This window comes from Pelomonas sp. CA6 (assembly GCF_022549225.1).
Classification (GTDB): domain Bacteria; phylum Pseudomonadota; class Gammaproteobacteria; order Burkholderiales; family Burkholderiaceae_C; genus Roseateles.
Genome location: NZ_JAKZFD010000008.1, coordinates 213,113 through 239,148 on the forward strand (window position 1 = coordinate 213,113; position 26,036 = coordinate 239,148).

Consider the following 26,036-nt stretch of genomic DNA (forward strand, 5'->3'; position numbering starts at 1 on the left):
CTCTCTCACAAGGAAACGCCGGGCCGCCCAGGTCCCGCGGCCTCGCGGCGGGCCGCACCTGATGCATCTTCGTTGTCTGTCGGGCCATCAGCGCCGCGCGCAGTGTAGGAAGTCGCCTGGATGACAAAGCCCTGGGGTTTGCACTGAATCGCGCGGGGCGGATGCGGCAGGCGCACAGGATTTCACGCTTTGACGGGGGCAAGCCTATACTGCGCGCTTGCTCCGGGGAGCCCTGACATGCGCCATGCGCATCGGGCTGAGACGTGGTGGAAGCCATGGACCCGCTGAACTTGATCCGGTTCGTACCGGCGTAAGAAGAGCCTGCCCCGACTTTCCGGGAGCGGGCCCTGGTGTTCCAGGGTCCATCGCCTGCCTGCCATCGCGCGCGGCACGCCAGACCCCCGCACCCGGGCCCATCCGCCAGAAAGCCGCCCTCGCGTCTCCCGGGACGCGGCCGCAGCCCCTCTTGTGCCCAGCGCCGCATCAGGCCCAGGCCTCCGGAGCCCAACCGGAGACCCTGATGAGCACCGACGCCGCGCAAGACCCGACCCCCGCCACCCCGACGGCCCCCACGCCCGAGTCGCTCGCCGAGCGCCTGCGGGCCAGCCGCCAGCCGCTGCCCGCCTCGCGCAAGACCTACGAGCCCGGCCGGCTGCACGCGCAGCTGCGCGTGCCGCTGCGCGAGATCCAGCTCAGCAACGGCGAGTGCATCGGCGTCTACGACAGCTCCGGCCCCTACACCGACCCACGGGCGCAGATCGACGTGCGGCGCGGCCTGCCCACGCCACGCGCCGACTGGCTGGCGGCTCGCGGCGATACCGAAAGCTACCCCGGCCGCGCCGTCCAGCTGCAGGACGATGGGCTGCGCGAGGCCGCGCAGCAGGCGCAGCTGCGCGCCCAGAGCGAGGCCCTGCAGCGCACGCCGCGCCGCGCCCGCGCCGGCGCCAACGTGACGCAGCTGCACTACGCCCGCCGCGGCCTCGTCACCGCCGAGATGGAATACGTGGCGATCCGCGAGAACGGCCGGCGCGCCTGGATGGCCGAATACCAGCGGGACGCCGAACGCGAGCAGCGCCTCGCCGGCCAGGGCCTGGGGGCGCAGATCCCGGCGCAGATCACGCCCGAGTTCGTGCGCGACGAGATCGCGCGCGGCCGCGCCATCATCCCGGCCAACATCAATCATCCCGAGCTGGAGCCGATGATCATCGGGCGCAACTTCCTCGTGAAGGTCAACGCCAACATCGGCAACTCGGCCGTCACCTCCTCCATCGAGGAAGAGGTGGAGAAACTGGTCTGGGCCACGCGCTGGGGCGCGGACACGGTGATGGACCTCTCCACCGGCCGCAACATCCACACCACGCGCGACTGGATCCTGCGCAACAGCCCCGTGCCCATCGGCACGGTGCCCATCTACCAGGCGCTGGAAAAGGTCGGCGGCGTGGCCGAGGAGCTGAGCTGGGAGCTCTTCCGCGACACCCTGATCGAGCAGGCCGAACAGGGCGTGGACTACTTCACCATCCATGCCGGCGTGCGCCTGCCCTTCATCCCGATGACGGTGCGGCGGCGCACGGGCATCGTCTCGCGCGGCGGCTCCATCCTCGCCAAGTGGTGCATCGCCCACCATCGCGAGAACTTCCTCTACACGCACTTCGAAGAGATCTGCGAAATCATGAAGGCCTACGACGTCAGCTTCTCGCTGGGCGACGGCCTGCGCCCCGGCTCGCTGGCCGACGCCAACGACGAGGCCCAGTTCGCCGAGCTGCGCACGCTGGGCGAGCTGACCCGGATCGCATGGAAGCACGACGTGCAGACCATGATCGAAGGCCCCGGCCATGTGCCCATGCACATGATCCAAGCCAACATGACCGAGCAGCTGAAGCACTGCGACGAGGCGCCCTTCTACACGCTGGGCCCGCTGACCACCGACATCGCGCCCGGCTACGACCACATCACCTCGGGCATCGGCGCGGCGATGATCGGCTGGTTCGGCTGCGCGATGCTGTGCTACGTCACGCCCAAGGAGCACCTGGGCCTGCCCGACCGCGAGGACGTGCGCCAGGGCCTGATGGCCTACAAGATCGCCGCCCACGCCGCCGACCTGGCCAAGGGCCACCCCGGTGCGCGGGCGCGCGACGACGCGCTGTCCAAGGCGCGCTTCGAGTTCCGCTGGGAAGACCAGTTCAACCTGGGGCTGGACCCGGAGACCGCGCGCGCCTTCCACGACGAGACCCTGCCCAAGGACAGCGCCAAAGTCGCCCACTTCTGCTCCATGTGCGGGCCCAAGTTCTGCTCGATGAAGATCACGCAGGAGGTGCATGCCTACGCGGCGCAGCAGGGCATGGCGGACAAGAGCGCGGAGTTCCGCGCGTCCGGGGCCCAGCTCTACGTACCGATACAGCCCGCCCCGTCCGAGGCGCGGTAAGCGCATGGCCCGCATCGCCATCGCCGGCGCCGGACTGGCCGGCCGCCTGATGGCCTGGGCGCTGCTGCGCGCCGGCCATGAGGTGCTGCTCGCCGATCCGGCGCCCGGCCCCGAACCCGCTTTCGACGGCCACGGCGCCGCCGCCTTCAGCGCCGCCGGCATGCTCAGCCCGCTGGCCGAGCAGGAGTGCGGCGGCGAAGCCGTGGCGCGACTGGGCTGGCGCTCGCTCGCGCTGTGGCCGCGCATCGTCGATCGCCTCAGCGCGGCGCCACGCTTTGCCGCGCTGGGCAGCCTGCTGCTGGCCCACCCGGGCGACCGTGGCGCCGCGCAGCGCGCGTTGGCCCGCATGCCCGGCGCGCAGCCGCTGGCGCGCGAGGCGCTCTCGGCGCTCGAGCCGGCACTGGCCGCCCACCGCGGCCTGCTCGCCTGGCAGTTGCCCGGCGAAGGCCTGATCGACACCGTCGCGACCCTGGCCGCACTGCACCGCGACAGCGGCGCGGCGCGCTGGCTGTGGGGCCAGGAGGTGCTCGAGGTCGGCCCCGGCCGGCTGCGCCTGCGCGACGGCCGCGGCCTGGAGGCCGACTGGGCGGTGGACACGCGCGGGCTGGGCGGCCGCCCCCAGCTGCCGCTGCGCGGCGTGCGCGGCGAGACCGTCTGGCTGGACCTGCCCAGCCACGGCCTGCGGCGTCCGCTGCGCCTGCTGCACCCGCGCCACCGCGTCTACCTCGTGCCCCGCGACGAGCGCCGCCTCATCGTCGGCGCCACCGAGATCGAGAGCGAGGACCGCAGCGAAGCCAGCCTGAAGAGCGCGGTGGAGCTGATGAGCGCGGCGCACAGCCTGCTGCCCGCGCTCGCCGAGGCGCGCATCCTGCGCCTGGACCGCAATCTGCGCCCCGCGCTGCCCGACAACCTGCCCCATGCCCATGCCGAACCCGGCCTGCTGCGCCTGAACGGCCTGTACCGCCACGGCTGGCTGCTCGCGCCAGCCCTGGTCGATCAGCTGCTGCGCCAGTCCGGCCTCGCCACCCTGGAAGACCCCCACCATGCAGATCCGACTCGATGACCAGCCCCTGTCCGTGGACGAGGGCTGCACCCTCGCGCAGCTGCTCGCGCAGCTGCAGCGCGCGCCCGACAGCGTCGCCACGGCGCTGAACGGGCGCTTCGTCGCCCGCGACGCAAGACCTGGCACCGTGCTTGAGGACGGCGACCAGGTGCTGCTGTTCCAGCCCATCGTCGGAGGATGAGCCCATGCAGGACGTTCTGCGCATTGACGGCGTCGACCTGGACAGCCGCTTCTTCCTCGGCACCGCCGGCTACGAGAGCCCGACCGTGCTGCAGCAAGCCATCCAGGCCGCCGACACGCGGCTGATCACCGTGGGGCTCAAGCGCACGCTGCAGGCAGGCGACAACGGCTTCGTCGCCCAGGCGCTGGCCTGCGCGCGCGCGCAGGGCGCGCGCCTGCTGCCCAACACCGCCGGCTGCCACAGCGCGGCCGAGGCGGTGGCGCTGGCGCAGATGGCCCGCGAGCTCTACGGCACGCACTGGATCAAGCTCGAGGTGATCGGCGACGAGCATACGCTGCAGCCCGACCCGCTGGAGCTGCTCGCCGCGGCGCGCACCCTGGTGCGCGAAGGCTTCACCGTTTTCCCCTACTGCACCGAGGACCTGGTGCTGGGCCGCCGCCTGCTCGAGGACGCCGGCTGCGCGCTGCTGATGCCCTGGGGTGCGCCCATCGGCTCGGGCCAGGGCCTGCTGAATCTGCACGGGCTGCGCAGCCTGCGCGAGCGCCTGCCCGACGCGGTGCTGGTGGTCGACGCCGGCCTGGGCGCGCCCTCGCAGGCGGCGCAGGCGCTGGAGCTGGGCTTCGACGCGGTGCTGCTCAACAGCGCGGTCGCCCAGGCGCGCGATCCGGTGCGCATGGCCGCCGCCTTCCGCGACGCCGTGCGCGCCGGCCGCCAGGCCTACCGGGCCGGGCTGATGGCGCCGCAGGACTTCGCCGTGCCCAGCACGCCGGTCGGCGGCCATGCGCTGCTGCTGGGCGAGCCTGGAGACGCGTGATGCGACGCCCCCACCCCAGCCTGCCCCATCCCTGGGCCGAGACGCCGGATCCGGACGCCGAAACGCTGCCGGATTGGCAGGCCGACCCGGCGCCGCCGGTGATCTGGTCGGTCGCCGGCACCGACAGCGGCGGCGGCGCCGGCCTCAGCGCCGACACCCGCGCCGCACCGCTGCTGGGCGTGCACCTGTGCCCGGTGGTCGCGGCGGTCACGGCGCAGAACTCCTGCGGCGTGCGCTCGGTGCACGCGCAGCCCGCGGAGCTGCTGTCGGCCCAGTTCGCGGCGCTGGAGCAAGACCTGACCCCGCGCGCGATCAAGACCGGCCTGCTGGGCTCGGTGGAGGCGGTGCGGGCGTTGGTCGCGGTGCTGGAGCGGCTGCGCCAGCGCGCGCCGGCCGCGCCCGTGGCCCTGGTGGTCGACCCGGTGCTGGGCGCCAGCGCCGGCGGCGCCGCCTTCGCCGACGCGGCCCTGCTGCAGGCCTACCGCGAGCTGCTGCTGCCGCGCTGCGACCTGCTCACGCCCAACCGGCGCGAGGCCGAGCGGCTGTGCGGCGTCGCGCCCGGCGCGCTGTCCGTGCCGGCGCTGGCCGAACGCCTGCGCGCGCTGGGCGCCCGCGCGGTCTGCATCACCGGCGGCGACGATCTGCAGACGCCCGGCGCGGACCGCCTGGCGCTGGACTGGCTCAGCGGCCGTGGCGCGGAGCCCAGCGGGCAGGCGCCGGCGGCCCCCGCCGTGGAAGGCTGGCTGGCGCTGCCGCGCCTGCGCGCCGAGGGGCTGCACCAGCATGGCAGCGGCTGCACCTTCGCAACGGCCGCCGCCGCGGCGCTGGCGCGCGGCTTCGCGCTGGCGGACGCGGTGATCCTGGCCAAGATGCTGGCCTGGTGCGGGCTGCGCGATGGCCACGCGGCGGGCGCGGGGCCCGGGCCTTTGCGTCCGCGGGCGGGCTTCATCGACGACCCGGCGGCCATGCCGGTGCTGGGGAGCGCGCTGGACGCCCGGCCCTCGGCCGCCACACTGGCGCGCTGGGCCTCGGTGCTGCGGCAACCGGCGGCACCGCCGACGCAGGCCGGCGCGCTGTACGGCATCAGCGCCGATCCGGCCCAGTTGGCCCGGCTGGCCCGCGGCGGGCGCTTCGCCCACCTGCAGCTGCGCATCAAGGGCGGCGCGGACGAGGCCCATGACCGGCGGCGCCTGCAGGACGCGATCGCCGCCGCGGTGCAGGGCTGCCGCGGCCAGGGCGTGCAGCTGTGGATCAACGACCACTGGGAACTGGCGCTGCGGGCCGGCGCGGAGGCGCTGCATCTGGGCCAGGAAGACTGGGCCCGGCTGGGCCCGGCGGCGCAGGAAGAACTGCTCGCCCTGCAGGCCGAGGGCCGGCTGCGCCTGGGCCTCTCCAGCCACAGCCTGTGGGAGCTGGCGCGCGCCCGCGCGCTGGCGCCAGCGCTGATCGCCTGCGGCCCCATCTGGCCCACCCAGACCAAGGACATGCCCTGGCTGCCCCAGGGCCTGGCCCAGCTGCGCTGGTGGGTGCGCATGGCCGGGCGACCGGTGGTCGCCATCGGCGGCGTCACCGACGCCGCGCGGCTGGCCGCGGTGCGCCGCAGCGGCGCCGCGGCGGTATGCCTGGTGCGCGGCCTGGCGCTGGCGGAATCCGCGCCTCCTCAGGGTTGAGCAGCGCGGGGGCCTCGATGCACCGGCGGCGTCAGTCCTCCGGCAGGAAGATCCACAGCAGCAGGTAGAGCAGCACGCCGGTGCCGGCGCACAGCACCAGCAGCGTGAAAGCCAAACGCCAGAACCAGGACGCCATGCCGGTGATCTGCGCCAGGCCGCCGCAGACCCCGCCCACCCAGCGGTCGTCGCGGCTGCGACGCAGCGAGTTCAGCACCGAACCGGCATCGCCACCGCCACTGCGGCCGCCGCTGGTGCCATTCAACACCCGGGCCTTGGCCTGGGCGAACTCCTCGTCGCTGAGGACACCGCGCTGGTGCAGGTCGGCCAGGCGGTTGAGTTCTTCGCTGTCGCTCATGAGGACTCCTTCTCGAATCGATCCATGGGGCGCAGCCTAGCCCAGCCGCGCGGGCGACGCGGGGCTTCTTGCGACCGGCCGCAAGGACGGTGGGATGGACGAGCGCCGCAAGGGAACAGGCGCGGTCGGCACGCGCACAAACCGGGGGAAGCGCCCGAGGACGGGCAGGCCGCGCTCTTGCTATAACGTCGGCCTCCTTTCCCTGAGTCCCGTCCATGTCCGTCCCGGTTTCCCTGCCCCGTCTCGCGGGCGCCCTGATCGCCACCCATCTCGCCCTTCACGCCCCGGCCTTCGCCGCCACGCCCACGCCGCCGCAAGCGGCCACGCCGCTGGCCGCGGCCGCGGCCGTGCTGAGCGCGAAGAAGCCCATCACCCACGATGTCTACGCCGAATGGCGCAGCATCCAGGGCACCCAGCTGAGCCGCGACGGCCAGTGGCTGGCCTATGCGCTGGTGGCGCAAGAGGCCGATGGCGAGCTGGTGCTGCGCCGCCTCGCCGACGGTCAGGAATGGCGCGTGCCGCGCGGCACGGCCCCGCAGTTCAGCCCCGACGGCCGCCATGTGGCCTTCGCGGTCCAGCCCACGCGCGCCGAGCTGGACAAGGCCAAGAAGGACAAGAAGAAGGGCGACGACGCGCCCAAGCCCGGCGCCGGCTGGATGGAGCTCGCCACCGGCAAGGTGGAACAGCTGGCGCGCGTGAAGCGCTTTGCGTGGGCCGAGGAAGGCAGCGGCCATCTGGCCCTTCTGCTGGAGCCGCCCGCGGCACGCGGCGGTGCTGCCGGCGCCAAGGCGGAAGCCGCGAAGGCGGACACGTTCGAGCCCGCGCTGGAGGACCAGGAGGCTCCGCCTCCCGGCACCCAGGCCGGGCTGTTCCCGGGCTCGTCGGCCGAAGGCGCCGCCGCGGGCAAGAAGCAGCCCGGCAGCGAGCTGGTGCTGGTGGACCTGGCCTCCGGCCTGCGCCAGTCCATCAAGGACGTGGCCGAGTTCCAGTGGGCCCGAGACGGACAGCGCCTGGCCTATGTGGTGGCGCTGAAGGACGCGAAGGACAGCGCCAAGGACGGCAGCAAGGACAGCGGCAAGGAGGCCAAGGAAGGCGCGGCCTCGCCGCCCGCGCGCGGCGACGAAACGAACGCCCGCGAGGGCGTCTACCTGCTGGCCCCCGCGGGCGGCGCGGTGCAGGCGCTGTTGACCGGCGCCGGCCACTACCGCCAGCTGCGCTTCGACCGCGAAGGCCGCCAGCTGGCCTTCGTGAGCAACCGCGACCATCTGGCCGAGAAGGCAGCGGAACGGGCCACCGAGAAGGCCGCCGGCAAGCCCACCGAGAAGGCGCAGGACAAGGCCGACGCCAAGCCCGAGCCCACGCCCTTCAAGCTCTATTTGTGGCGCCAGGGCGAGGCGCAGGCGCGGTCCCTGGTCGCCGCCGGCCAGCCGGGCCTGCCCGAGGGCTGGGGCCCCAGCGAGCACGCGGCGCTGAATTTCAGCAAGGACGGCCGGCGCCTCTTCCTGGGCACGGCCAAGCTGCCCGCCGCCGAGCCCAAGGACGCGCCCGAGCCGCTGAAGGTGGACCTCTGGCACTGGAAAGACCCCGAGCTGCAGTCGGTGCAGAAGGTCAAGGCCGAGCGTGAGAAGCAGCGCAGCTACCGCGCCGTCGTCCACCTGGACGGCGAGGCCGCGCGCTTCGTGCAGCTGGCGACGCCGGAGATTCCGCATGTGGTCGTCAACGAGAACGCCGGCAGCGCGCTGGGGCTCAGCGAACTGCCGTACCGCCAGCTCATGTCCTGGGAAGGCGTGTACATGGACGCCTACGCGCTGGACCTGCAGACCGGCCAGAGCCGGCTGCTGGCCAAGAAGCTGCGTCACACGCCGCGGCTCTCGCCGGGCGGCCGCTATGTGCTGGGATTCGACGCGCAGGCGCTCCGCTGGCTGGCCTGGAGCACCGACGGCGCGCGCCGCCTGGACCTGACGGGTTCGATCAAGGCGCGCTTCGACAACATCGAGCGCGATGTGCCGGACCTGCCCGCGCCCTATGGCGTGGCCGGCTGGACCGCGGACGACGACGCCGTCGTGCTCTACGACCAGTTCGACCTCTGGGCCGTGCGGCCCCAGGACGGCAGCGCCCGCAACCTCACGCAGGGCTATGGCCGCCAGCACCAGCTGCAGCTGCGCCACGTGCCGCTGGACCCCGAGGACGCCGACGCCAAGCCGCTGCCCGCCGACACGCTGATGCTCAGCGCGGTGCACGAGGTGCAGCGCGACAGCGGCTATTTCCGCGTCGCCGCGGGCGGCGGCCAGCCGCAGAAGCTGATCCTCGCGCCCAAGATGATCGGCGGACTGATCAAGGCCAAGAACGCCGACCGCGTGGTCTTCACGCAGCAGAGCTTCACCGAGTTCCCCGACCTGTGGACCGACACGCTGCAGCTGTCGGCGCCGCAGCAGCTCAGCGCCGCCAACCCGCAGCAGGCCGCGCTGCGCTGGGGCACGCAGGAACTGATCAGCTACAAGACCGCGGCCGGCAAGACCCTGCGTGCGCTGCTGGCCAAGCCCGAGGACTTCGACCCGGCCAAGAAGTACCCGCTGATGGTGTACATCTACGAGAAGATGACGGACAACCGCTATCGCTTCGTCGCGCCGGCGCCCGGCCAGAACATCAACGTCACGCGCTACGTCAGCAACGGCTATCTGGTGCTGCGTCCCGACCTGGAATACACCACCGGCCACCCCGGCCGCAGCGCGCTGGAGGCTGTCGTGCCGGCGGTGCGCCAGCTGATCGCCAAGGGCTTCGTCGATCCCAAGCGCGTGGGCATCCAGGGCCACAGCTGGGGCGCCTACCAGATCAACTACCTGATCACGCAGACCGACCTGTTCGCCGCCGCCGAGGCGGGCGCCTCCATGGCCAACATGACCAGCGGCTATGGCGGCATCCGCTGGGGCACCGGCCTGTCGCGCGCCTTCCAGTACGAGCACGGCCAGAGCCGCATGGGCACCACGCCCTGGCAGCGGCCCGACCTCTATCTGCAGAACTCGCCCCTCTTCCACATCGACAAGGTGCGCACGCCCTACCTCACCGTGCACAACGACGAGGACGACGCCGTGCCCTGGTATCAGGGCATCGAGATGTTCACGGCGCTGCGCCGCCTGGGCAAGGAAGCCTACTGGTTCAACTACAACGGCGAGAAGCACGGGCTGCGCGACCGCGACAACATCAAGCACTTCACCGTGCACATGGCGGAGTTCTTCGACCACTACCTGCTGGGCAGCCCGCGCCCGGCGTGGATGGACCAGCCCGTGCCCTATCTGGAACGTGGCCGGCGCGATGTGATGCCGCTGTTCCGGCCGCAGCCTCAGAAGTAAAGGCGGGACGGGCGGCCAGTGGCCGCCCGTTTCTCCAGAAAACGAAGCCGTGTCAGGGCCGGCGCCGCTGCAGCGCCTGCTCGTGGACGCGCTGCGCGCCGAACATCGCCACCAGCGCGGTCATCAGCACGCGTGCCTTCGCCGAGTTGTCCTCGCCGTAGTTGCAGACATAGACGTCCAGCGTCACGCCGGCCAGCTCCGGCCAGGTGTGCAGCGCCACATGCGATTCGGCCAGCAGCAGCATGCCGGTCATGCCCCCGGGCTGGCCCGGGGCCAGGTCGGGAAAGCGATGCCAGTGCTCGCCGACCACGCGCAGCCCGGCCGCCTCGGTATGTTCGCGGCAACGGCGCGCCAGCGCCAAAGAATCCGTGAGCAGCTCGATGGCCCGGCAGCCGGCCAGGTCGGCGGTGAGGTGTAGACCCTGCATGCGCGGCAGTGTAGGCGCGGTACCCGCGCCTCAGCGCGGTGCCGCCTGCCCCTGCGCCTCCGCGAGCAGCGCATGGCAGCGCTCCTCGTGCTGCGCGATCTCGGCCAGGGTCACCTGGATGTCATCCAGCTGCTGCTGCAGCTGGCGACGGTGCTGGGCCAGCACTTCCAGAAAAGCCTTGAGCTGGGGCACGGTGTCGGAGTGCGTGTCGTACATGTCGACCAGCTGCTTGATCTCCTGCAGCGCCAGGCCCAGGCGCTTGCCGCGCAGGGTCAGCTTCAGCCGGGTGCGGTCGCGGTAGGTATAGACGCGGTTGCGGCCGGCGCGCGCCGGGGTCAGCAGCCCCATGTCCTCGTAGAAACGGATCGCGCGCGGCGTGATGTCGAATTCCGCCGCCAGCTCGGTGATGGTGTACAGCCGGCCGCCGCCCTGCGGCTCCGCGTCCGCCAGCGCTTCGTCCGGGCCGGCCTCCTGAGCCTGCAGGGCGGTGTCCGGCAGGGACTTGGCGGCGAGGGAGGCGTCGGAATCGGGGCTCATGGCTACACTGAGGACAGTGACGTTAACGTAAACGTAAGTCTAAAGCCATGGCCAATGCTCGTGAATCGGAATTGAACTACCCCTTGGGCGACACGCTGCCGGCCGTGGGGCAGGCGCTGGAGCTGCAGCCCGGCGTGCACTGGGTGCGCATGGGGCTGCCCTTCGCGTTGGACCACATCAACCTGTGGCTGCTGCGTGACCGCCTGGACGGGCGCGAGGGCTGGACGGTGGTGGACTGCGGCATCCACAGCGAGGCCACGCAAGCGGCCTGGGAGCAGGTGTTCGCGACCCAGCTGGACGGGCTGCCGGTGCTGCGCGTCGTCGTCACCCACTTCCATCCCGACCACATGGGACTGGCGCACTGGCTGACCCAGCGCTGGAGCACGCCGGAACAGGCCTGCCGGCTCTGGATGAGCGCGACCGACTACAACCTGGCGCGCGTCGCGTCCTCGTCCACCGTGGGCATGGGCGGCGAGGCGGCCGCGGACTTCTTCGCTAGCCACGGACTGACCGACCCGGACTCGCAGGCCAAGATCCGCGCCCGCGCCAGCTACTACCCCGGCATGGTGCCGGCGATACCGGCGAGCTACCGCCGCCTGATGGACGGTCAGCGCCTGCGCATCGGCGCGCACGACTGGCACTGCATCGTCGGCTACGGCCACGCGCCGGAGCACATCAGCCTGTTCAGCGAGAGCCTGGGCCTGCTGATCTCCGGTGACATGCTGCTGCCGCGGATCTCGACCAATGTCTCGGTGGTGGACGTGGAGCCCGAGGCCGATCCGCTGACGCTCTACCTGGATTCGCTGCAGCGCCTCGCGGAGCTTCCCGAGCAGACCCTGGTGCTGCCCTCGCACGGCAAGCCCTTCCGCGGCCTGCAGGCGCGGCTGGCGCAGCTGCGCGAGCACCACGACGAGCGCCTGGACGAGGTGCTGCAGGCCTGCCGTGCCAAGCCCTGCCATGCGGCCGAGCTGCTGGCGCTGATGTTCAAGCGCCCGCTGGATCTGCACCAGACCACCTTCGCGATGGGCGAGGCGGTGGCGCATCTGAATGCGCTGTGGCTGGGGGGGCGGCTGGTGCGCGAGCGCGCGGCCGATGGCATCTACCGCTTCTCGGCGGTGCAGACGGCCTGAAGAAGACAAATCCCGCCGCCCGGTACCGGGACGGCGGGTTTGTGCCTTGTATCGCAGAGGCCCGGTCGCTGGGCTGGGCCACGGGCCATGCCGGGCGGCCGAACTCCAAAAAACTGCTTGAGTCGGGGGCGCTACTGCTTTGTGATGACAGCGTGCGGCGTCAAGTGTCCTCCTAGGAGGCATGCGCGACAAATCCCCCCAAAGGGGGTGTGCCCATGGGCGGCGGATCAGGGGCCCAGATGGGGCAGCACCGCATGGCGCAGGCGCTCGCGGGCCGACTCGTAGTCGGGATAGACCGACTGCACCACGGCCCAGAAGCGCGGGCTGTGGTTCATCTCGCGCAGATGGGCCAGTTCGTGCGCCACCACGTAGTCGATCAGCCCGGGCGGGAAGTGGATCAGGCGCCAGTTGAGGCGGATCATGCCCTTCGCGCTGGCGCTGCCCCAGCGCGTCTGCGCCGACGACAGGCGCAGCCCCGCCATCACCACGCCCAGCTGCGGCGCGAAATGCCGGCACCGTGCCTCGAACAGCGCGCGCGCGCGCGCCTGCAGCCACAGGAGCACGGCCTCGCGGATCTGCTCGGGCCCGGCTTGCTGGCTCAGGCCGAGATAGAGCGTGCGCCGCGCCACGCTGTCCAGGGTGGCCTGGACATGGCTCTCGCCATCGTCCAGCCGGGCGCCGCCCGGCGCCAGCTTGGGGTCCAGCACCACGATCAGCGGCTCCCCCAGATAGGGCAGGCTGCAGCCGTCGCCCCAGGCGATGTTCAGCGCCTCGCTGCGGCGCGCACGCTCGCGCTGCTCGTGCAGCTTGCGCAGGATCCAGTCGCCCTTTTGCTGCAGCGCGCGGTCGATCTCGGCGATGCTGACCCATTTGGGCGCCGACACGCGCAAGCCCTGCTCGCTGACGGTAAAGCCGATGGAGCGGCGGCGCGCGCGGCGCAGCTCGTAGCCCACCGCCTGTCCCTGCAGCAGCACCTGGCGGCCCGGGCAGGATGGCGACGGCGGCCGCGCGGGCGCCGGGGTCGGCTCGGGGGCCGGTTCAGGGTCGAACAACGACAGCTGGGCCTTCCTGAACAGTCCGGCCAGCCCTCGCAGCTTGGGGGTGAGCATGGGGCCGCAGTGTAATCAAGCGGCCCCAGCGCCGGGCTGGTTTCACAGAGGCGCGGGAGCCGGCGCCGCGCGCGGCGCCGGGGCCGCGCCGGCCGGATAGGCCTCCGGGTCCAGGCGGCGCATCTCGGCCTCGATCCAGGACTCGACCTCGCGCATCAGCCCGGCCGCGTCGCGCCCGGTGCTGGGGATGGGCCGGCCGATGGAGACGTCGATCGTGCCGGGCCGCAGCAGAAAGCTCTTGCGCGGCCAGCAGCGCGCCGAACTGACGGCAATGGGCACGACCGGCTGGCCGGTGGCGACCGCGAGCCGGGTGCCCCCGGTCTTGTAGTCGCCCTGGCTGCCGCGCGCGACCCGGGTGCCCTCGGGGAACATGATCACCCAGTTGCCCTGGCGGGCCAGGCGCTTGCCCTGCGCGGCGACCAGGTTCCAGGCCTCGGAGCGCTTGCGCCGGTCGATGTGCACCATGTCCAGCCGCGCCATGGCCCAGCCGAAGAAGGGGATGTAGATCAGCTCGCGCTTGAACACATAGGCCAGCGGGTGGCTCATCAGCGTCGGGAAGGCGAAGGTCTCCCAGGTGCTCTGGTGCTTGGACAGCAGAATCACCGCGGAACGATGGTCCTCGCGCGTGGGCAGGTGCTCCATGCCCTGCACGCGCCAGTGCACGCCGCAGATCGCGCGCGCGCCCCAGATCGCCAGGCGCAACCAGCCCACGCACATCCAGTACAGCCGCGTCGCGTCGAGGAAGAGCGAGGCCAGCACCACGGCCGTGCCCCAGGGAATCACGGTGACGGTAAGAAAGACGACGTAGACGGCGGAACGCAGCGCGGCAAACAACATCAGGCCAGGTCTCCGGGACCGGTATCGGGGGGCAAGGCGGTGCCGCGCGCGTCGGCGCGCGCGCGGCGGTCCAGCTGGATCACATGTTCGGCGAAGGCGGCCAGGTCGGCATGCAGCCGGGCCCCGGGAACCTGGGCGATGGCGGCCTGCAGCTGCGCCTCGTCCACCGTGCCCAGCCGCTCGCTGCGCAGCAGGTGGGGGATGCAGCCGGCGGCCTGCGCGGTCTGCAGGTCCTTCACGCTGGCGCCCACCATGTGCACCTGGGCCAGTTCGACACCGAAGCGCTCGCCGATCTGTTCGATCAGCCCGGGCAGCGGCTTGCGGCAGCTGCAGTTTTCCTCGGGCGCATGGGGGCAGAAGAAGGCGGCGTCCAGGCGCCCGCCCTTCTCGGCCAGCAGCTGGTTCAGGCGCAGGTGCACCGCGTTCAGGCCGGCCATGTCCAGCAGGCCGCGGCCGATGCCGGGCTGGTTGGTGGCCATCACCGTGTGCCAGCCGGCATGGTTGAGCCGGGCGACGGCCTCCAGCGCCCCGGGCAGCGGCTCCAGCTCCTCCGGCGACTTCACATGGTCGTCGCGGTAGCGGTTGAGCGTGCCGTCGCGGCCAAGAATGACCAGCTTCATGCCATGGCTGTGGTCGGAACGCGCGGGCATGGCGTCAGCGACCTCAGGCGGCCAGGCGGGCCAGGTCGGCGACGCGGTTCATCGCCGCATGCAACCGGTTCAGCAGCGCCTGGCGGTTGGCGCGCAGCGCGGCGTCGTCGGCATTGACCATCACGCCATCGAAGAAGGCGTCGACCGGCGCCTTCAGCTGCGCCAGCGCCTTCAGCGAGCCGGCGTAGTCGTGTTGCTCGAACAGCGCATCGGCCTGTGGCTGCACCTGCTCGATCGCGGCGGCCAGCGCCTGCTCGGCCGGCTCCTTCAGCAGCGCGGCGTCAATGGCGGTGGGCAGCGTGCCCTCGATCTTCTTCAGGATGTTGGCCACACGCTTGTTCGCCGCGGCCAGCGACGCGGCCTCGGGCAGCGCGGCGAAGGAGCGCACGGCCTCCAGCCGGCGCGGCACATCGCCCAGGCGCACCGGGTTCAGGCCCAGCACCGCGTCGACCTCCTGCGCGCTGTAGCCCTGGTCGCGCAGGCTGACCGCCAGGCGGTCGGCGAAGAAGGTGAGCAGGGCCTCGCCCGGATCCGTGATCAGCTCGCCGAAAGCCGGCAGCGCGGCCTGGATCAGCGCCGGCAGGTCCAGCGGCAGGTTCTTTTCGACCAGGATGCGGATCACACCCAGCGCATGGCGGCGCAGCGCGAAGGGGTCCTTGTCGCCGGTGGGCAGCTGGCCGATGCCGAACAGGCCGACCAGGGTCTCCAGCTTGTCGGCCAGCGCGACCACGGTGCCGGTGTGGTTGCGCGGCAGCGCGTCGCCGGCGAAGCGGGGCTTGTAGTGGTCCTCGATGGCGATCGCGACGCCGTCGCGCAGGCCCTCATGGCGGGCGTAATAAGCGCCCATGATGCCTTGCAGCTCGGGGAATTCGCCCACCATGTCGGTCAGCAGGTCGGCCTTGGCCAGCAGCGCGGCCTGCTGCACCTTGCTGTCCAGCACCTCGAACTCGTCCTTGGCGTCCACCGTGTAGGGCACGGTGGCCATGCGCAGCAGATTGACGATGGCATGGGCGATGGCGCGCACGCGCTCGGTGCGCTCGCCCTGGGTGCCCAGCTTGCCGTGGTAGACCACCTTGGCAAGACCTGGCACGCGCTCGGCCAGGGTCTTCTTGCGGTCCTGGTCGAAGAAGAACTTGGCGTCGGCCAGGCGCGGGCGCACAACGCGCTCGTTGCCCTGGATCACCGCGCTGGCATCGGCCGGGCGGATGTTGCTGACCACCAGGAAGCGGTGCGTCAGCTTGCCCTGCGCGTCCAGCAGCGGGAAGTACTTCTGGTTGGCCTTCATCGTCAGGATCAGGCACTCCTGCGGCACGGCCAGGAACTCGGGCTCGAACTGGCAGCTCAGCACCTGGGGCTGCTCGACCAGCGCGGTCACCTCGTCCAGCAGCTCCGGTGCGTCGATGGGCTGCAGCCCCAGCGGCGCGGCCGCGGCCTGCAGCTGACGCTGGATCTCGGCGCGGCGCTCGTCGAAGGACGCGATCACCGCGCCCTGCTCGCGCAGCTGCGTCGCATAGGCGTCGGCATCGGTCAGCTCAATGGTCGCGGACCTGGCCTCGAAGCGATGGCCCAGCGTCGTGCGGCCGGCCTCCAGGCCCAGCGCGGTCACCGGCACCACGTCGGCGCCATGCAGCGCGACCAGGCGGTGCGCGGGGCGGACGAACTTCACGTCGGTCCAGCCGTCGGCCAGCTGGTAGCTCATCACCTTGGGAATGGGCAGCTTGGCCAGGGTCTCGTCCAAGGCCTTTTGCAGGCCTTGCGCCAGCGTCGCGCCGGGGACCACGGAGTCCAGGAACAGCGCCTCGGCCTTGCCATCCATCGCGCGCTTGAGCTGCGCCACGGCGGAGGCGTCGGCGCCCACCGCGGCCAGCTTCTTCAGCAGCGCGGGCGTGGGCTGGCCGGCGGCGTCCAGCGCCACGGCCACCGGCATCAGCTTCTGCTGCAGCGCGCGGTCGGCCGCCTTGGCCGCCACGGCGCTGAGGTGCACCGCCAGGCGGCGCGGCGACGCAAAAGGCGTGACCACGGCATCGGCGGGGGCCAGGCCTTGCGCCTTCAGGCTGTCGGCCAGCACCGCGGCGAAGGACTCGCCCAGCTTCTTGAGCGCCTTGGGCGGCAGCTCTTCGACGAACAGTTCAACCAGCAGGTTCTTGGCACTCATGCTTGGGCCGCCTTCTTCTTTTCGTTGTCCTTCTCGATGCGGGCGAGCACCTCGTCCGCCCAGGCCTTGGGCGCCATCGGGAAGCCCAGGCGCGCCCGGCTGTCCACATAGCCTTGCGCCACCGCGCGCGCCAGGTTGCGGATGCGGCCGATATAGGCGGCGCGCTCGGTCACGCTGATCGCGCCACGCGCGTCCAGCAGGTTGAAGGTGTGCGCGGCTTTGAGCAGCTGCTCGTAGGCGGGCAGCGCCAGCTGCTGCTCCATCAGGTGCTTGGACTGTTTCTCATGCGCGGAGAAGGCGCCGAGCAGGAATTCCACGTCGCTGTGCTCGAAGTTGTAGGTCGATTGTTCGACCTCGTTCTGGTGGAACACATCGCCATAGGTGATGTCGGGCGCGCCGTTGCGGCCCTCGACATAGACCAGGTCGTACACCGATTCTTTGCCCTGCAGATACATCGCCAGGCGTTCCAGGCCATAGGTGATCTCGCCGGTGATGGGCTTGCAGTCGATGCCGCCGACCTGCTGGAAGTAGGTGAACTGGGTCACTTCCATGCCATTGAGCCAGACCTCCCAGCCCAGACCCCAGCAGCCCAGCGTGGGGTTCTCCCAGTCGTCCTCGACGAAGCGCACGTCGTTCTTCTTCAGGTCGAAGCCCAGCGCCTCCAGCGAGCCCAGGTAGAGCTCCAGGATGTTGGCCGGCGCGGGCTTGAGCACCACCTGGAATTGGTAGTAGTGCTGCAGTCGGTTGGGGTTCTCGCCGTAGCGGCCGTCCTTGGGGCGGCGGCTGGGCTGGACATAGGCGGCATTCCAGGGCTCGGGACCCAGGGCGCGCAGGAAGGTGGCGGTATGGCTGGTGCCGGCACCGACCTCCATGTCATAGGGCTGCAGCAGGGCGCAGCCTTGCTTGGACCAGTATTCCTGCAGGCGAAGAATCAGTTGCTGGAAGCTCAGCATGGGCATCAGGCGTTGGCCTCGGACATTGAGGAAGCGCCCGATTCTACGGGCCGCCCGCCCACCCTCAGCCCTGGAAGGGCCCCCTCTTGCGGGCTTGCAACAGCCCGCACGCCAGCCCCAGCAGCGCCAGGCCCCACAGCGGCCACAGCTGCAGGCGCGACAGCCAGCGCGCATAAGGCGTCTCGCCGCGCCGGCCGCGCACCTCGACCTCCAGCACGCCTTGCTGCTCGACCGGCAGCCGGGCCAGCACCTGGCCACGGTGATCCACCAGCGCGGTCGCGCCGGTGTTGGTGGAGCGCACCACCGGGCGCTGGAACTCCAGCGCGCGCATCTGCGAGAACTGCAGATGCTGGTCCTGCACCATGCGCGGGCCGAACCAGGCCAGGTTGCTGGCGTTGACGAAGACGGTGGCGGCCGCCTCGCCCTGGTCCAGCGCGCTGGCGACCACGTCCTCGCCGAACAGGTCCTCATAGCAGATCAGCGGCCGCAGCCGCTGGCCGCCCAGCGCCAGCGCGCGCTGGTGCTGGCCGCGGGCCTGGTCGTCCATCGGGATGCGCATCATGCGCACGAACCAGCCGAAGCCCGGCGGGATGAACTCACCAAAGGGCAGCAGGTGGCGCTTGCCATAGACATAGGGCGTTTGCGCGCCCAGCGCCACCATGGAGTTGACATAGCCCTGCTGCTCATCGCCGACGAAGCTGCCCAGCAGCAGCGGCCGTTGCGCCGCCGCGCGCTGCAGTCGTTCGAGGTAGTCCGTATCGAGGTAGGCCAGCGGGATGGGCACCACCGATTCCGGCGTGATCACCAGCTCGCCGCGCGCGGATTCGATCTGCCGCGCCAGCAGGTCCAGGTTGCGGTCCCACAGCGCGCGGTCGAACTTCTGCCCTTGCGGCACATTGGGCTGGACCAGCGAGACGCGCAGCCCGCCGGCGTCCTCGCTGAAGTCCTGCGGCAGCAGCCACAGCGCCAGGGCCAGCGCCCCCAGCAGCGCGGCGAGGCCGGCCGGCGGAGGCACCGCGGCCCGCGCGGCGCGGCGGCGCGGCTCGCGCCCCCCGACGAGCGCCCAGGCCAGCGCCGCCGCCAGCAGCGCGGCGACGAAGGCGATGCCGTACACCCCCACCCAGGGCGCCAGCCGCGCCAGCGGGCCGGCCGCATGGGCATAGCCGCTGGACAGCCATGGGAAACCGGAGAAGAGCTGGGCACGCAGCAGTTCCGCGCCCAGCCAGGCGGCGGCCAGCTGCGGCACCCGCCAGCCGCCCCGCGCCGGCCGGAGCGCCGCCAGCCCCAGCGCCAGCGCGTAGTACAGCGACAGAAACGCCGCCAGCAGCCCCACGGCCAGCGCCGCCAGCGGCGCCGGGATATGGCCGAAGTCGTGCATGCTGATGTACAGCCACCACAGCCCCGAGGCCAGCCAGCCCAGGCCGAAGGCAAAGCCGCGCCCGGCCGCCGCGCGCACCGGCGCGCGCCAGACGGCCGCGAACAACCAGGCCAGCGCCAGCGGCTGCAGCCACCAGGCCGGGCTTGGAGAAAAGGACGCGGTGTGCAGGACGCCGGCCAGCAGCAAGGCCCAGGGCGAGGCCAGCCAGCGCGGCAGGCCCGGCTCAGGGCCGGCGCCCAGGGAGAGAGCGCCGCGCATCAGGCGCTGGCGTCGCCGTCGTGGTCGGCGTGCTCGTCGGCCGGCTCGCGCGTGACCTTGAACCAGCGCACCGCGCCGCCTCGGGTCAGCATCACGGCAAAGCGCAGGCCGGCCAGCGAGACGCTCTCGCCGCGGCGCGGCACGCGGCCGTGCTCCTGCGCGACCAGGCCGCCTATGGTGTCGAACTCGTCCTGGGGCAGCGCCAGCCCGAAGGCCTGGTTGACCGCCGCGATGGCCGCGTCGCCGGCGACGCGATGGCTGCCGTCGGCCAGCGTATAGATGCCGGCATCGCCCTCGCCGTTGTCGAATTCGTCCTCGATCTCGCCGACGATTTCCTCCAGCACATCCTCGATGGTTAGCAGCCCGGCGGTATTGCCGAACTCGTCGATCACGATCGCGAGGTGGTTGCGGTTGGAGCGGAAATCGCGCAGCAGGTCGTTCAGGCCCTTGCTCTCGGGCACGAAAACTGCCGGGCGCAGCAACGTGCGCAGGTTCAGGCCCGGCGCGCGCTGCAGCTTGAGCAGGTCCTTGGCGAGCAGGATGCCGATGATGTTGTCGCGTTCGCCGTCGTAGACGGGGAAGCGCGAATGCGCGGTGGAGATCACGGTGGCCAGCAGGTCCTCGTAGCTGGCGTTGATGTCCAGCAGGTCCATGCGTGGCGCGGCCACCATCACGTCGCCGGCGCTGAGTTCGGCCATGCGCAGCACGCCTTCCAGCATCTGGCGCGACTCGGGCGCGATCAGTTCGCGCTCCTCCGCTTCAGCCAGGGTGGCGATCAGCTCACTGGTGGAATCCGGCCCCGGATGCAGGAATTCAAGGACGCGGTCCAGAAGACCACGGGTTTCGGGGCTGCGCCCGCCCGGTTTGGCGGGCGGCCGACTAGGCTGAGGTTCGGACACAGCAATCGTGCCATCGTTGAGAAGCTACCAGAATAACCGATTGACATTGCCGGGCGCTTGAAAGACAGTCAGCCGCCCTCATCTACTGGGGCTCTTCGCTAGCTTCGTCGTACCGCCATGAATCAAGGCCTCATCCCCGCCACCATCCTGACCGGCTTCCTCGGTTCGGGCAAAACCACCCTGCTCAAACGCGTGCTGACCGAGGCGCACGGCCAGAAGATCGCCGTGATCGAGAACGAGTTCGGCGAGGAGAACATCGACAACGACATCCTGGTCAGCGACACCCAGGAACAGATCATCCAGCTCTCCAACGGCTGCGTCTGCTGCACCATCCGCGAGGACCTGCGCACCACGCTGGCCGAACTGGCGGCCAAGAAGCGCAAGGGCGAACTGGACTTCGAGCGCGTGGTCATCGAGACCACCGGCCTGGCCGACCCCGGCCCGGTGGCGCAGACCTTTTTCATGGACGACGAGGTCGCCGAGACCTATCTGCTGGACTCCATCCTGACCCTGGTCGACGCCAAGCACGCCGACGAACAGCTGGACAGCCGCCAGGAGGCGCGCCGCCAGGTGGGCTTCGCGGACCAGATCTTCATCAGCAAGACCGATCTGGTGGATGCCGCGGCGGTCGACGCGCTGAGCCACCGCCTCAAGCACATGAACCCGCGCGCGCCGCAGCAGCGCGTCCACTTCGGCGAGGTGGAGATCGCGCGCGTGTTCGACCTGCGTGGCTTCAACCTCAACGCCAAGCTGGAGATCGACCCCGAGTTCCTGAACGCGGACCCGCACGAGCACCACGACCATGGGCACGACCATGACCACGAGCACGGCGAGCACTGCGACCATCCGCACCACCATCACCACGATGACGACGTGAAGTCCTTCGTGTTCCGCTCGGACAAGCCCTTCAACCCGGCCAAGCTGGAGGACTTCCTGGGCGCCATCGTGCAGGTCTACGGGCCCAAGATGCTGCGCTACAAGGGCGTGCTGTTCATGAAGGGCACCGACAAGAAGGTGATCTTCCAGGGCGTGCACCAGCTGATGGGATCCGACCTGGGGCCGAAATGGATGCCCGGCGAGAAGAAACAGAGCAAGATGGTGTTCATCGGCATCGACCTGCCCAAGGACATCTTGTTGCAGGGGCTGGAAGGCTGTCTGGCTTAGTGCCAAACTCGTCAGCTTGCTGAAGTGGCAAGCTGGCTACAATCCGCCGCGCCCGCCAGTCCGGGGTACGTCCCGGGACCCAAGGCGCCGCGATGTCCGACGCTGCGAAGCAGGTATAAAGCCGCTAGGAGAGCGAATGAGCAAGACCACGGCCACCAAGACGGCCCCCGCTGCCAGCGAGGCGGCCGGCAAGCCTTCTTCGCGCAACCGGAGCGCGGCAGGCACGTCGGCTGCCGAGCCGGCCGACGCCGCCCATCCCCGGACCGACACCGCCCGCAGCGCCACGCGCTCCGCCACCACCAACGAGACAGAAACGCCCCGCACTGCCGTGAAGACCGATCCCAAACTCGCCAATGCCTGGAAGACCAAACCCGGAAAGGACCTGACCGATGCCGAGGTGATGGCCATGCCCGACAGCGAGTACATGAATGACAAGCAAGTCGAGTTCTTCCGCACCAAGCTGAACCAGCTCAAGGAAGACCTGCTCTCCAACGCGGGCGAGACCACCGAGCATCTGCGCGAGGACACCTCCATCGTCCCCGATCCCGCCGACCGCGCGACCATCGAGGAAGAGCATGCGCTGGAGCTGCGCACCCGCGACCGCGAACGCAAGCTGCTGAAGAAGATCATGCAGTCGCTGGCACGCCTGGATTCGGGCGAGTACGGCTACTGCGACGAGACCGGCGAGCCGATCGGCCTCGGCCGTCTGATCGCCCGGCCGACCGCGACGCTGTCGCTGGAAGCCCAGCAGCGCCGCGAGCTCAAGCAGAAGATGTTCGGCGACTGAGCGGTTTGACCGACCGCTCTCCCCGCAAGCCCAGAAGGCCACAGCGCGCATGACGGAACCCAAGGACGGCGAGAGCTTTTTCCGCAAGGTCGCGCGCTTCGTCGCCAACCCGACCACGGACTGGGCGGAGATCAATTCCCGCCATGACGACCCGGAGGCCGACGCCGCGAAGGCCGAGTTGCGCGCGATGGTGGAGCGCAAGCGCCGCAACGATTTCGTCCGCAAGCGCGAATTCGACATGCTGCGGCGCATACGCCGCGAAGGCCTGACGCCCGAGCAACTGGCCGCGCTGAGCAATGCCAGCTCGCGCATCGATTCCTCGGTGGGCCGCGCCAGCGAAACCCATGCGCGCCAGGGCGAGGCCGGCGTCAAGGCCAAGATCGACCAGATCGAACAGCAAATGGTGGGCGAAGGCTTCGCCCCCACCCAGGTCCAGGCGAACACGACGGCCGCGCCGCCGCCCGGATTCTTCGAGACCAGCACCCGCCCGGTGAATTTCGCCACGACGATGGCGGCCACCGACGCGATCGCGGCCCGCGTGACCGATTTCGCGCCACCGTCCGAAGTCGAACGACTGGAGACCCGGCCCGCGCCCGCTTCCGCGGTGGTCAGCGCCGCGCTGCCGCCGCTGTCCGCGGCGCCGGCGAGCCGCATTCCCGACCTCAGTCCCCTGCCCTTCGCGCCGTCGGCGCCCATTCCCGCCCTCAGCGGCCTGGACATGGCGCTGGGCAGCGAGGACGTGGTCGAGGTCAACGAGGTGGTGCACGACGCCGAACTGGACGAGGCCGTGATCGCCTTCGCCAACGGCGACTACCAGCATTGCGAGCGCTGCCTGGTCGAACTGACCGGCGCTGGGGGCCGCCGCCATGGCCATCCCGAAACCTGGCTGGTCTTGTTCGACCTCTACCGAGCCACCGGCCAGCAGGCTCAGTTCGAGCAACTGGCCACCGACTATGCCCAGCAGTTCGGGCTCTCGTCGCCGCAATGGTTCTCGCTGCCCAAGTGGGTGGCCGAGGCCGCGCGCCAGGAGCGCCGGCCCAGCGGCCCGGCCCAGGCCGGAGGCGTGTCCTGGACCTGCCCGGAGATCCTGGATCGCGATGCCGTGGCCCAGATCCGCGGCCGCTGCGAAACCCTGCCCCTGCCCTGGGTGCTGGACTGGCAGGCACTGCAGCAGATCGAGCCGGAGGCCTGCGAGCCGCTGCGCCAGCTGTTCCGCGACTGGGCCGGCCGTCCGCTGGACCTGCGCTGGCTGGCCGGCGACCATTTCCTGCAGCTGCTTGCGGCGCAGGCGCCGCTGAACCTGCGCGAGGTGTCGCCGGCCTACTGGATGCTGCGCCTGGAGGCCCTGCACCTGGCGAACCGGCCCGACCAGTTCGACGAAGTCGCGATCGATTACTGCGTCACCTACGAGGTCTCGCCGCCGTCCTGGGAAAAGCCGGTCTGCCGGCTGCGCATCAGCGGCAATGGACTGAGCGCCGGCACCGCCTCCGGCGCCACCATCGGCCCGATGACCGAAGCCGGTGGCAGCACCTTCATGGAATCCACCATCACCGAGCTGCTCAGCAGCGCGGTGCAGCTGGAGCTGTCCGGCCAGCTCAGCGGCGACATCGGCGAGACGCTGAAGCTGATGAACGGCGAGCTGGGCGCGGCCACGCTGATCAGCATCAGCTGCGCCAAGCTGATCCGGCTGGACTTCGTCGCGGCCGGCGACCTGCTGAACTGGGTGCTGAGCCGGCGCAGCGAGAACCGCGCGGTGCAGTTCACCGATGCCCACCGGCTGGTGGCGCTGTTCTTCGGCGCGATGGGCATCAATGAGCATGCCAAGATCAAGGTCAGGATGAACTGAGGGCGAAGGGACGCGGTCCACTATGGGGACGGCGGCGCTCGGCTCATGGGTCGCATCCTGGAGCGCTGGGTTCCCAGCTCTTGCAGTCCTCCGGGGTGCCCCCATCTGGAGCGTTTATGCAGCAAGATTCTTCCCCTCCGCAATTCCACGGCACGACCATCGTCAGCGTGCGCCGTGGCAACCAGGTCGCGATCGGCGGCGATGGCCAGGTCACGCTGGGCCATATCGTCGTGAAGTCCAGCGCACGCAAGGTGCGCAAGCTCTACCGCGATCAGGTGCTGGCCGGCTTCGCCGGCGCCACGGCCGACGCCTTCACGCTGTTCGAACGCTTTGAATCCAAGCTGGAGAAACACCAGGGCCATCTGGTGCGCGCCGCGGTGGAGCTGACGCGCGACTGGCGCACCGACCGCGTGCTGCGCCGCCTGGAGGCCATGCTGGCGGTCGCCGACCGCACCGCCTCGCTGATCATCACCGGCAATGGCGACGTGCTGGAGCCCGAGCAAGGCATCGTCGCAATCGGCTCCGGCGGCGCCTATGCGCAGGCCGCCGCGCGCGCGCTGCTCAACCACAGCGAGCTGTCCGCGGCCGACATCGTCAAGCAGTCGCTGGTGATCGCCGGCGAGATCTGCATCTACACCAACGGCAACCATACGATCGAGACGCTGGAATGAGCAGCACCATGACCCCGCAGGAAATCGTCTCCGAGCTGGACCGCCACATCGTCGGCCAGGGCGAGGCCAAGCGCGCCGTCGCGATCGCGCTGCGCAACCGCTGGCGCCGCCAGCAGGTCGACGAGAAGCTGCGCGCCGAGATCACGCCCAAGAACATCCTGATGATCGGCCCCACCGGCGTGGGCAAGACCGAGATCGCGCGCCGCCTGGCCAAGCTTGCCGACGCACCCTTCATCAAGGTGGAGGCGACCAAGTTCACCGAGGTGGGCTATGTCGGCAAGGACGTGGACAGCATCATCCGCGACCTGGTCGACATCGCCGTCAAGCAGGAACGCGAACGCCAGATGCGCCTGCAGCGCGCCCGCGCCGAAGACGCCGCCGAGGAACGCATCCTCGACGTGCTGGTGCCGCCGCCACGCGCCACCGGCTTCGCCGCCGAACCGAGCGGGGCCGACAACACCGCGCGCCAGGTGATGCGCAAGCGCCTGCGCGAAGGGGCGATGGACGACAAGGAGATCGAGATCGAGCTGGCCGACGCCAAGCCGACCATGGAGGTGCTGGGCCCCATGGGCCAGCCCGGCATGGAGGAGATGGCCGAGCAGCTCAAGGGCCTGTTCTCGCAGATGGGCGCGGGCCGGCGCAAGGCGCGCAAGCTGCGCATCAAGGAAGCGCTGAAGCTGCTGATCGACGAGGAGGCCGCCAAGCTGGTCAACGAGGACGAGATCAAAACCGCCGCGCTGGCCCATGCGCAGGACAACGGCATCGTCTTCATCGACGAGATCGACAAGGTGGCCAGCCGCGCCGAGCACGGCGGCGCCGACGTCTCGCGCCAGGGCGTGCAGCGCGACCTGCTGCCGCTGGTCGAAGGCACGACGGTCAACACCAAGTACGGCATGGTCAAGACCGACCACATCCTGTTCATCGCATCCGGCGCCTTCCACCTGAGCAAGCCCAGCGACCTGATCCCCGAGCTGCAGGGCCGCTTCCCGATCCGCGTCGAGCTGGGCTCGCTGTCGGTGGAGGACTTCGAGGCCATCCTGACCAGCACCCATGCCAGCCTGGTCAAGCAGTACCAGGCCCTGCTCGCCACCGAGGGCGTGAACCTGGAGCTGACGCCCGACGGCATACGCCGCCTGGCGCAGATCGCCTATGAGGTCAACGAGCGCACCGAGAACATCGGCGCGCGCCGCCTCTCCACGGTGATGGAACGCCTGCTCGACGAGATCAGCTTCGACGCCCACAAGCTCGCCGGCCAGACCGTCGCGCTGGACGGCGCCGCGGTGGACGCCAAGCTGGGCGCGCTGGCCAGCAACGAAGACCTGAGCCGCTTCATCCTCTGAACCGCCTGGGTGGTCGCTTGATGCTTATCAAGACGCCGGC

22 protein-coding genes and 1 riboswitch are annotated in these 26,036 nt (G+C 70.6%); of the genes, 12 read left to right on the forward strand and 10 right to left on the reverse strand.

Annotation, left to right across the window (positions count from 1 at the left end; all coding sequences use genetic code 11):
- The first annotated feature begins 213 nt into the window (after positions 1-213).
- Positions 214-334, forward strand: a riboswitch (TPP riboswitch).
- A 186-nt stretch (positions 335-520) separates the two neighbouring features.
- Genes thiC through LZ017_RS14915 form a run of 5 tightly spaced genes read left to right on the forward strand, consistent with a single transcriptional unit; the run spans position 521 to position 6,150 of the window.
- A complete protein-coding gene (gene thiC, locus LZ017_RS14895; protein WP_241397662.1) occupies positions 521-2,422 on the forward strand; it encodes a phosphomethylpyrimidine synthase ThiC in 1,902 nt (633 codons plus the stop codon).
- Between the two features lie 4 nt (positions 2,423-2,426).
- Positions 2,427-3,485 (forward strand): FAD-dependent oxidoreductase, encoded by a 1,059-nt coding sequence (locus LZ017_RS14900; RefSeq protein WP_241397663.1) that lies wholly within the window; start codon positions 2,427-2,429, stop codon positions 3,483-3,485.
- Complete coding sequence (thiS, locus tag LZ017_RS14905) at positions 3,466-3,666, forward strand: sulfur carrier protein ThiS (protein ID WP_241397664.1); 201 nt, start codon at positions 3,466-3,468, stop codon at positions 3,664-3,666. Before LZ017_RS14900 ends, thiS begins: the two co-directional genes overlap by 20 nt.
- A gap of 4 nt (positions 3,667-3,670) precedes the next feature.
- Positions 3,671-4,480: a thiazole synthase gene (locus LZ017_RS14910; RefSeq protein ID WP_241397665.1), complete on the forward strand. Its 810-nt coding sequence runs from the start codon at positions 3,671-3,673 to the stop codon at positions 4,478-4,480.
- Positions 4,480-6,150 carry a bifunctional hydroxymethylpyrimidine kinase/phosphomethylpyrimidine kinase gene (locus LZ017_RS14915; protein WP_241397666.1) on the forward strand — a complete coding sequence of 557 codons (1,671 nt, stop codon included), beginning with the start codon at positions 4,480-4,482 and terminating at the stop codon, positions 6,148-6,150. Before LZ017_RS14910 ends, LZ017_RS14915 begins: the two co-directional genes overlap by 1 nt.
- A gap of 31 nt (positions 6,151-6,181) precedes the next feature.
- On the opposite strand, the gene LZ017_RS14920 is transcribed toward LZ017_RS14915, so the two are convergent.
- A complete protein-coding gene (locus tag LZ017_RS14920) occupies positions 6,182-6,505 on the reverse strand; it encodes a PspC domain-containing protein (protein WP_241397667.1) in 324 nt (107 codons plus the stop codon).
- A gap of 215 nt (positions 6,506-6,720) precedes the next feature.
- Between LZ017_RS14920 and LZ017_RS14925 the strand changes: the two genes are divergently transcribed.
- Complete coding sequence (locus LZ017_RS14925; protein WP_241397668.1) at positions 6,721-9,855, forward strand: prolyl oligopeptidase family serine peptidase; 3,135 nt, start codon at positions 6,721-6,723, stop codon at positions 9,853-9,855.
- A gap of 52 nt (positions 9,856-9,907) precedes the next feature.
- On the opposite strand, the gene LZ017_RS14930 is transcribed toward LZ017_RS14925, so the two are convergent.
- Both LZ017_RS14930 and LZ017_RS14935 read right to left on the reverse strand, forming a co-directional pair.
- On the reverse strand, positions 9,908-10,282 hold the full coding sequence (locus LZ017_RS14930; protein WP_241397669.1) for an S-adenosylmethionine decarboxylase family protein: 375 nt from the start codon (positions 10,280-10,282) through the stop codon (positions 9,908-9,910).
- Positions 10,283-10,312: 30 nt separating this feature from the next.
- Entirely contained in the window at positions 10,313-10,819 is a 507-nt protein-coding gene (locus LZ017_RS14935; protein WP_241397670.1) for a MerR family DNA-binding transcriptional regulator, read from the reverse strand.
- Between the two features lie 47 nt (positions 10,820-10,866).
- Between LZ017_RS14935 and LZ017_RS14940 the strand changes: the two genes are divergently transcribed.
- A complete protein-coding gene (locus LZ017_RS14940) occupies positions 10,867-11,949 on the forward strand; it encodes an MBL fold metallo-hydrolase (protein WP_241397671.1) in 1,083 nt (360 codons plus the stop codon).
- A 227-nt stretch (positions 11,950-12,176) separates the two neighbouring features.
- Here LZ017_RS14940 and LZ017_RS14945 read toward each other — a convergent pair whose 3' ends face one another.
- From LZ017_RS14945 to LZ017_RS14975, 7 genes are all read right to left on the reverse strand, one after another.
- Positions 12,177-13,058: a M48 family metallopeptidase gene (locus LZ017_RS14945; RefSeq protein ID WP_241397672.1), complete on the reverse strand. Its 882-nt coding sequence runs from the start codon at positions 13,056-13,058 to the stop codon at positions 12,177-12,179.
- 42 nt (positions 13,059-13,100) lie between these two features.
- Positions 13,101-13,895 carry a 1-acyl-sn-glycerol-3-phosphate acyltransferase gene (locus LZ017_RS14950; protein WP_241397673.1) on the reverse strand — a complete coding sequence of 265 codons (795 nt, stop codon included), beginning with the start codon at positions 13,893-13,895 and terminating at the stop codon, positions 13,101-13,103.
- Positions 13,895-14,545: a D-glycero-beta-D-manno-heptose 1,7-bisphosphate 7-phosphatase gene (gene gmhB, locus LZ017_RS14955; protein WP_241397674.1), complete on the reverse strand. Its 651-nt coding sequence runs from the start codon at positions 14,543-14,545 to the stop codon at positions 13,895-13,897. Before gmhB ends, LZ017_RS14950 begins: the two co-directional genes overlap by 1 nt.
- 13 nt (positions 14,546-14,558) lie before the next feature.
- A complete protein-coding gene (gene glyS, locus LZ017_RS14960) occupies positions 14,559-16,700 on the reverse strand; it encodes a glycine--tRNA ligase subunit beta (protein WP_241397675.1) in 2,142 nt (713 codons plus the stop codon).
- Positions 16,697-17,653: a glycine--tRNA ligase subunit alpha gene (gene glyQ / locus LZ017_RS14965; RefSeq protein WP_241397738.1), complete on the reverse strand. Its 957-nt coding sequence runs from the start codon at positions 17,651-17,653 to the stop codon at positions 16,697-16,699. Before glyQ ends, glyS begins: the two co-directional genes overlap by 4 nt.
- A gap of 64 nt (positions 17,654-17,717) precedes the next feature.
- Positions 17,718-19,289 carry an apolipoprotein N-acyltransferase gene (gene lnt, locus LZ017_RS14970; RefSeq protein ID WP_241397676.1) on the reverse strand — a complete coding sequence of 524 codons (1,572 nt, stop codon included), beginning with the start codon at positions 19,287-19,289 and terminating at the stop codon, positions 17,718-17,720.
- The gene (locus LZ017_RS14975; protein WP_374109931.1) at positions 19,289-20,188 is read right to left on the reverse strand and encodes an HlyC/CorC family transporter; all 900 of its coding nucleotides are present in this window, start codon (positions 20,186-20,188) and stop codon (positions 19,289-19,291) included. Before LZ017_RS14975 ends, lnt begins: the two co-directional genes overlap by 1 nt.
- 117 nt (positions 20,189-20,305) lie before the next feature.
- On the opposite strand from LZ017_RS14975, the gene LZ017_RS14980 reads away from it, so the two are divergent.
- The 5 genes from LZ017_RS14980 (at position 20,306) to hslU (ending at position 25,996) form a co-directional block, all read left to right on the forward strand.
- Positions 20,306-21,352 (forward strand): GTP-binding protein, encoded by a 1,047-nt coding sequence (locus LZ017_RS14980; RefSeq protein ID WP_241397677.1) that lies wholly within the window; start codon positions 20,306-20,308, stop codon positions 21,350-21,352.
- A gap of 136 nt (positions 21,353-21,488) precedes the next feature.
- Positions 21,489-22,139, forward strand: a complete 651-nt coding sequence (gene dksA / locus LZ017_RS14985; RefSeq protein ID WP_241397678.1) for an RNA polymerase-binding protein DksA — start codon at positions 21,489-21,491, stop codon at positions 22,137-22,139.
- 49 nt (positions 22,140-22,188) lie between these two features.
- On the forward strand, positions 22,189-23,985 hold the full coding sequence (locus LZ017_RS14990) for an STAS domain-containing protein (protein WP_241397679.1): 1,797 nt from the start codon (positions 22,189-22,191) through the stop codon (positions 23,983-23,985).
- Positions 23,986-24,101: 116 nt separating this feature from the next.
- Positions 24,102-24,656: an ATP-dependent protease subunit HslV gene (hslV, locus tag LZ017_RS14995; protein ID WP_241397680.1), complete on the forward strand. Its 555-nt coding sequence runs from the start codon at positions 24,102-24,104 to the stop codon at positions 24,654-24,656.
- Complete coding sequence (hslU, locus tag LZ017_RS15000; RefSeq protein WP_241397681.1) at positions 24,653-25,996, forward strand: ATP-dependent protease ATPase subunit HslU; 1,344 nt, start codon at positions 24,653-24,655, stop codon at positions 25,994-25,996. Before hslV ends, hslU begins: the two co-directional genes overlap by 4 nt.
- Positions 25,997-26,036 lie beyond the last annotated feature (40 nt).

Bases quoted from the DNA above. Each gene is read 5' to 3' on its own strand.
- hslU (WP_241397681.1), top strand. From the start codon at position 24,653: ATGAGCAGCACCATGACCCCGCAGGAAATCGTCTCCGAGCTGGACCGC.
- dksA (WP_241397678.1), top strand. From the start codon at position 21,489: ATGAGCAAGACCACGGCCACCAAGACGGCCCCCGCTGCCAGCGAGGCG.
- thiS (WP_241397664.1), top strand. From the start codon at position 3,466: ATGCAGATCCGACTCGATGACCAGCCCCTGTCCGTGGACGAGGGCTGC.
- glyQ (WP_241397738.1), bottom strand. From the start codon at position 17,653: ATGCTGAGCTTCCAGCAACTGATTCTTCGCCTGCAGGAATACTGGTCC.
- LZ017_RS14935 (WP_241397670.1), bottom strand. From the start codon at position 10,819: ATGAGCCCCGATTCCGACGCCTCCCTCGCCGCCAAGTCCCTGCCGGAC.
- hslV (WP_241397680.1), top strand. From the start codon at position 24,102: ATGCAGCAAGATTCTTCCCCTCCGCAATTCCACGGCACGACCATCGTC.
- LZ017_RS14900 (WP_241397663.1), top strand. From the start codon at position 2,427: ATGGCCCGCATCGCCATCGCCGGCGCCGGACTGGCCGGCCGCCTGATG.
- gmhB (WP_241397674.1), bottom strand. From the start codon at position 14,545: ATGCCCGCGCGTTCCGACCACAGCCATGGCATGAAGCTGGTCATTCTT.
- lnt (WP_241397676.1), bottom strand. From the start codon at position 19,289: ATGCGCGGCGCTCTCTCCCTGGGCGCCGGCCCTGAGCCGGGCCTGCCG.
- LZ017_RS14945 (WP_241397672.1), bottom strand. From the start codon at position 13,058: ATGCTCACCCCCAAGCTGCGAGGGCTGGCCGGACTGTTCAGGAAGGCC.
- LZ017_RS14920 (WP_241397667.1), bottom strand. From the start codon at position 6,505: ATGAGCGACAGCGAAGAACTCAACCGCCTGGCCGACCTGCACCAGCGC.
- LZ017_RS14930 (WP_241397669.1), bottom strand. From the start codon at position 10,282: ATGCAGGGTCTACACCTCACCGCCGACCTGGCCGGCTGCCGGGCCATC.
- thiC (WP_241397662.1), top strand. From the start codon at position 521: ATGAGCACCGACGCCGCGCAAGACCCGACCCCCGCCACCCCGACGGCC.
- LZ017_RS14910 (WP_241397665.1), top strand. From the start codon at position 3,671: ATGCAGGACGTTCTGCGCATTGACGGCGTCGACCTGGACAGCCGCTTC.
- LZ017_RS14980 (WP_241397677.1), top strand. From the start codon at position 20,306: ATGAATCAAGGCCTCATCCCCGCCACCATCCTGACCGGCTTCCTCGGT.
- LZ017_RS14950 (WP_241397673.1), bottom strand. From the start codon at position 13,895: ATGTTGTTTGCCGCGCTGCGTTCCGCCGTCTACGTCGTCTTTCTTACC.
- glyS (WP_241397675.1), bottom strand. From the start codon at position 16,700: ATGAGTGCCAAGAACCTGCTGGTTGAACTGTTCGTCGAAGAGCTGCCG.
- LZ017_RS14940 (WP_241397671.1), top strand. From the start codon at position 10,867: ATGGCCAATGCTCGTGAATCGGAATTGAACTACCCCTTGGGCGACACG.
- LZ017_RS14925 (WP_241397668.1), top strand. From the start codon at position 6,721: ATGTCCGTCCCGGTTTCCCTGCCCCGTCTCGCGGGCGCCCTGATCGCC.
- LZ017_RS14915 (WP_241397666.1), top strand. From the start codon at position 4,480: ATGCGACGCCCCCACCCCAGCCTGCCCCATCCCTGGGCCGAGACGCCG.
- LZ017_RS14990 (WP_241397679.1), top strand. From the start codon at position 22,189: ATGACGGAACCCAAGGACGGCGAGAGCTTTTTCCGCAAGGTCGCGCGC.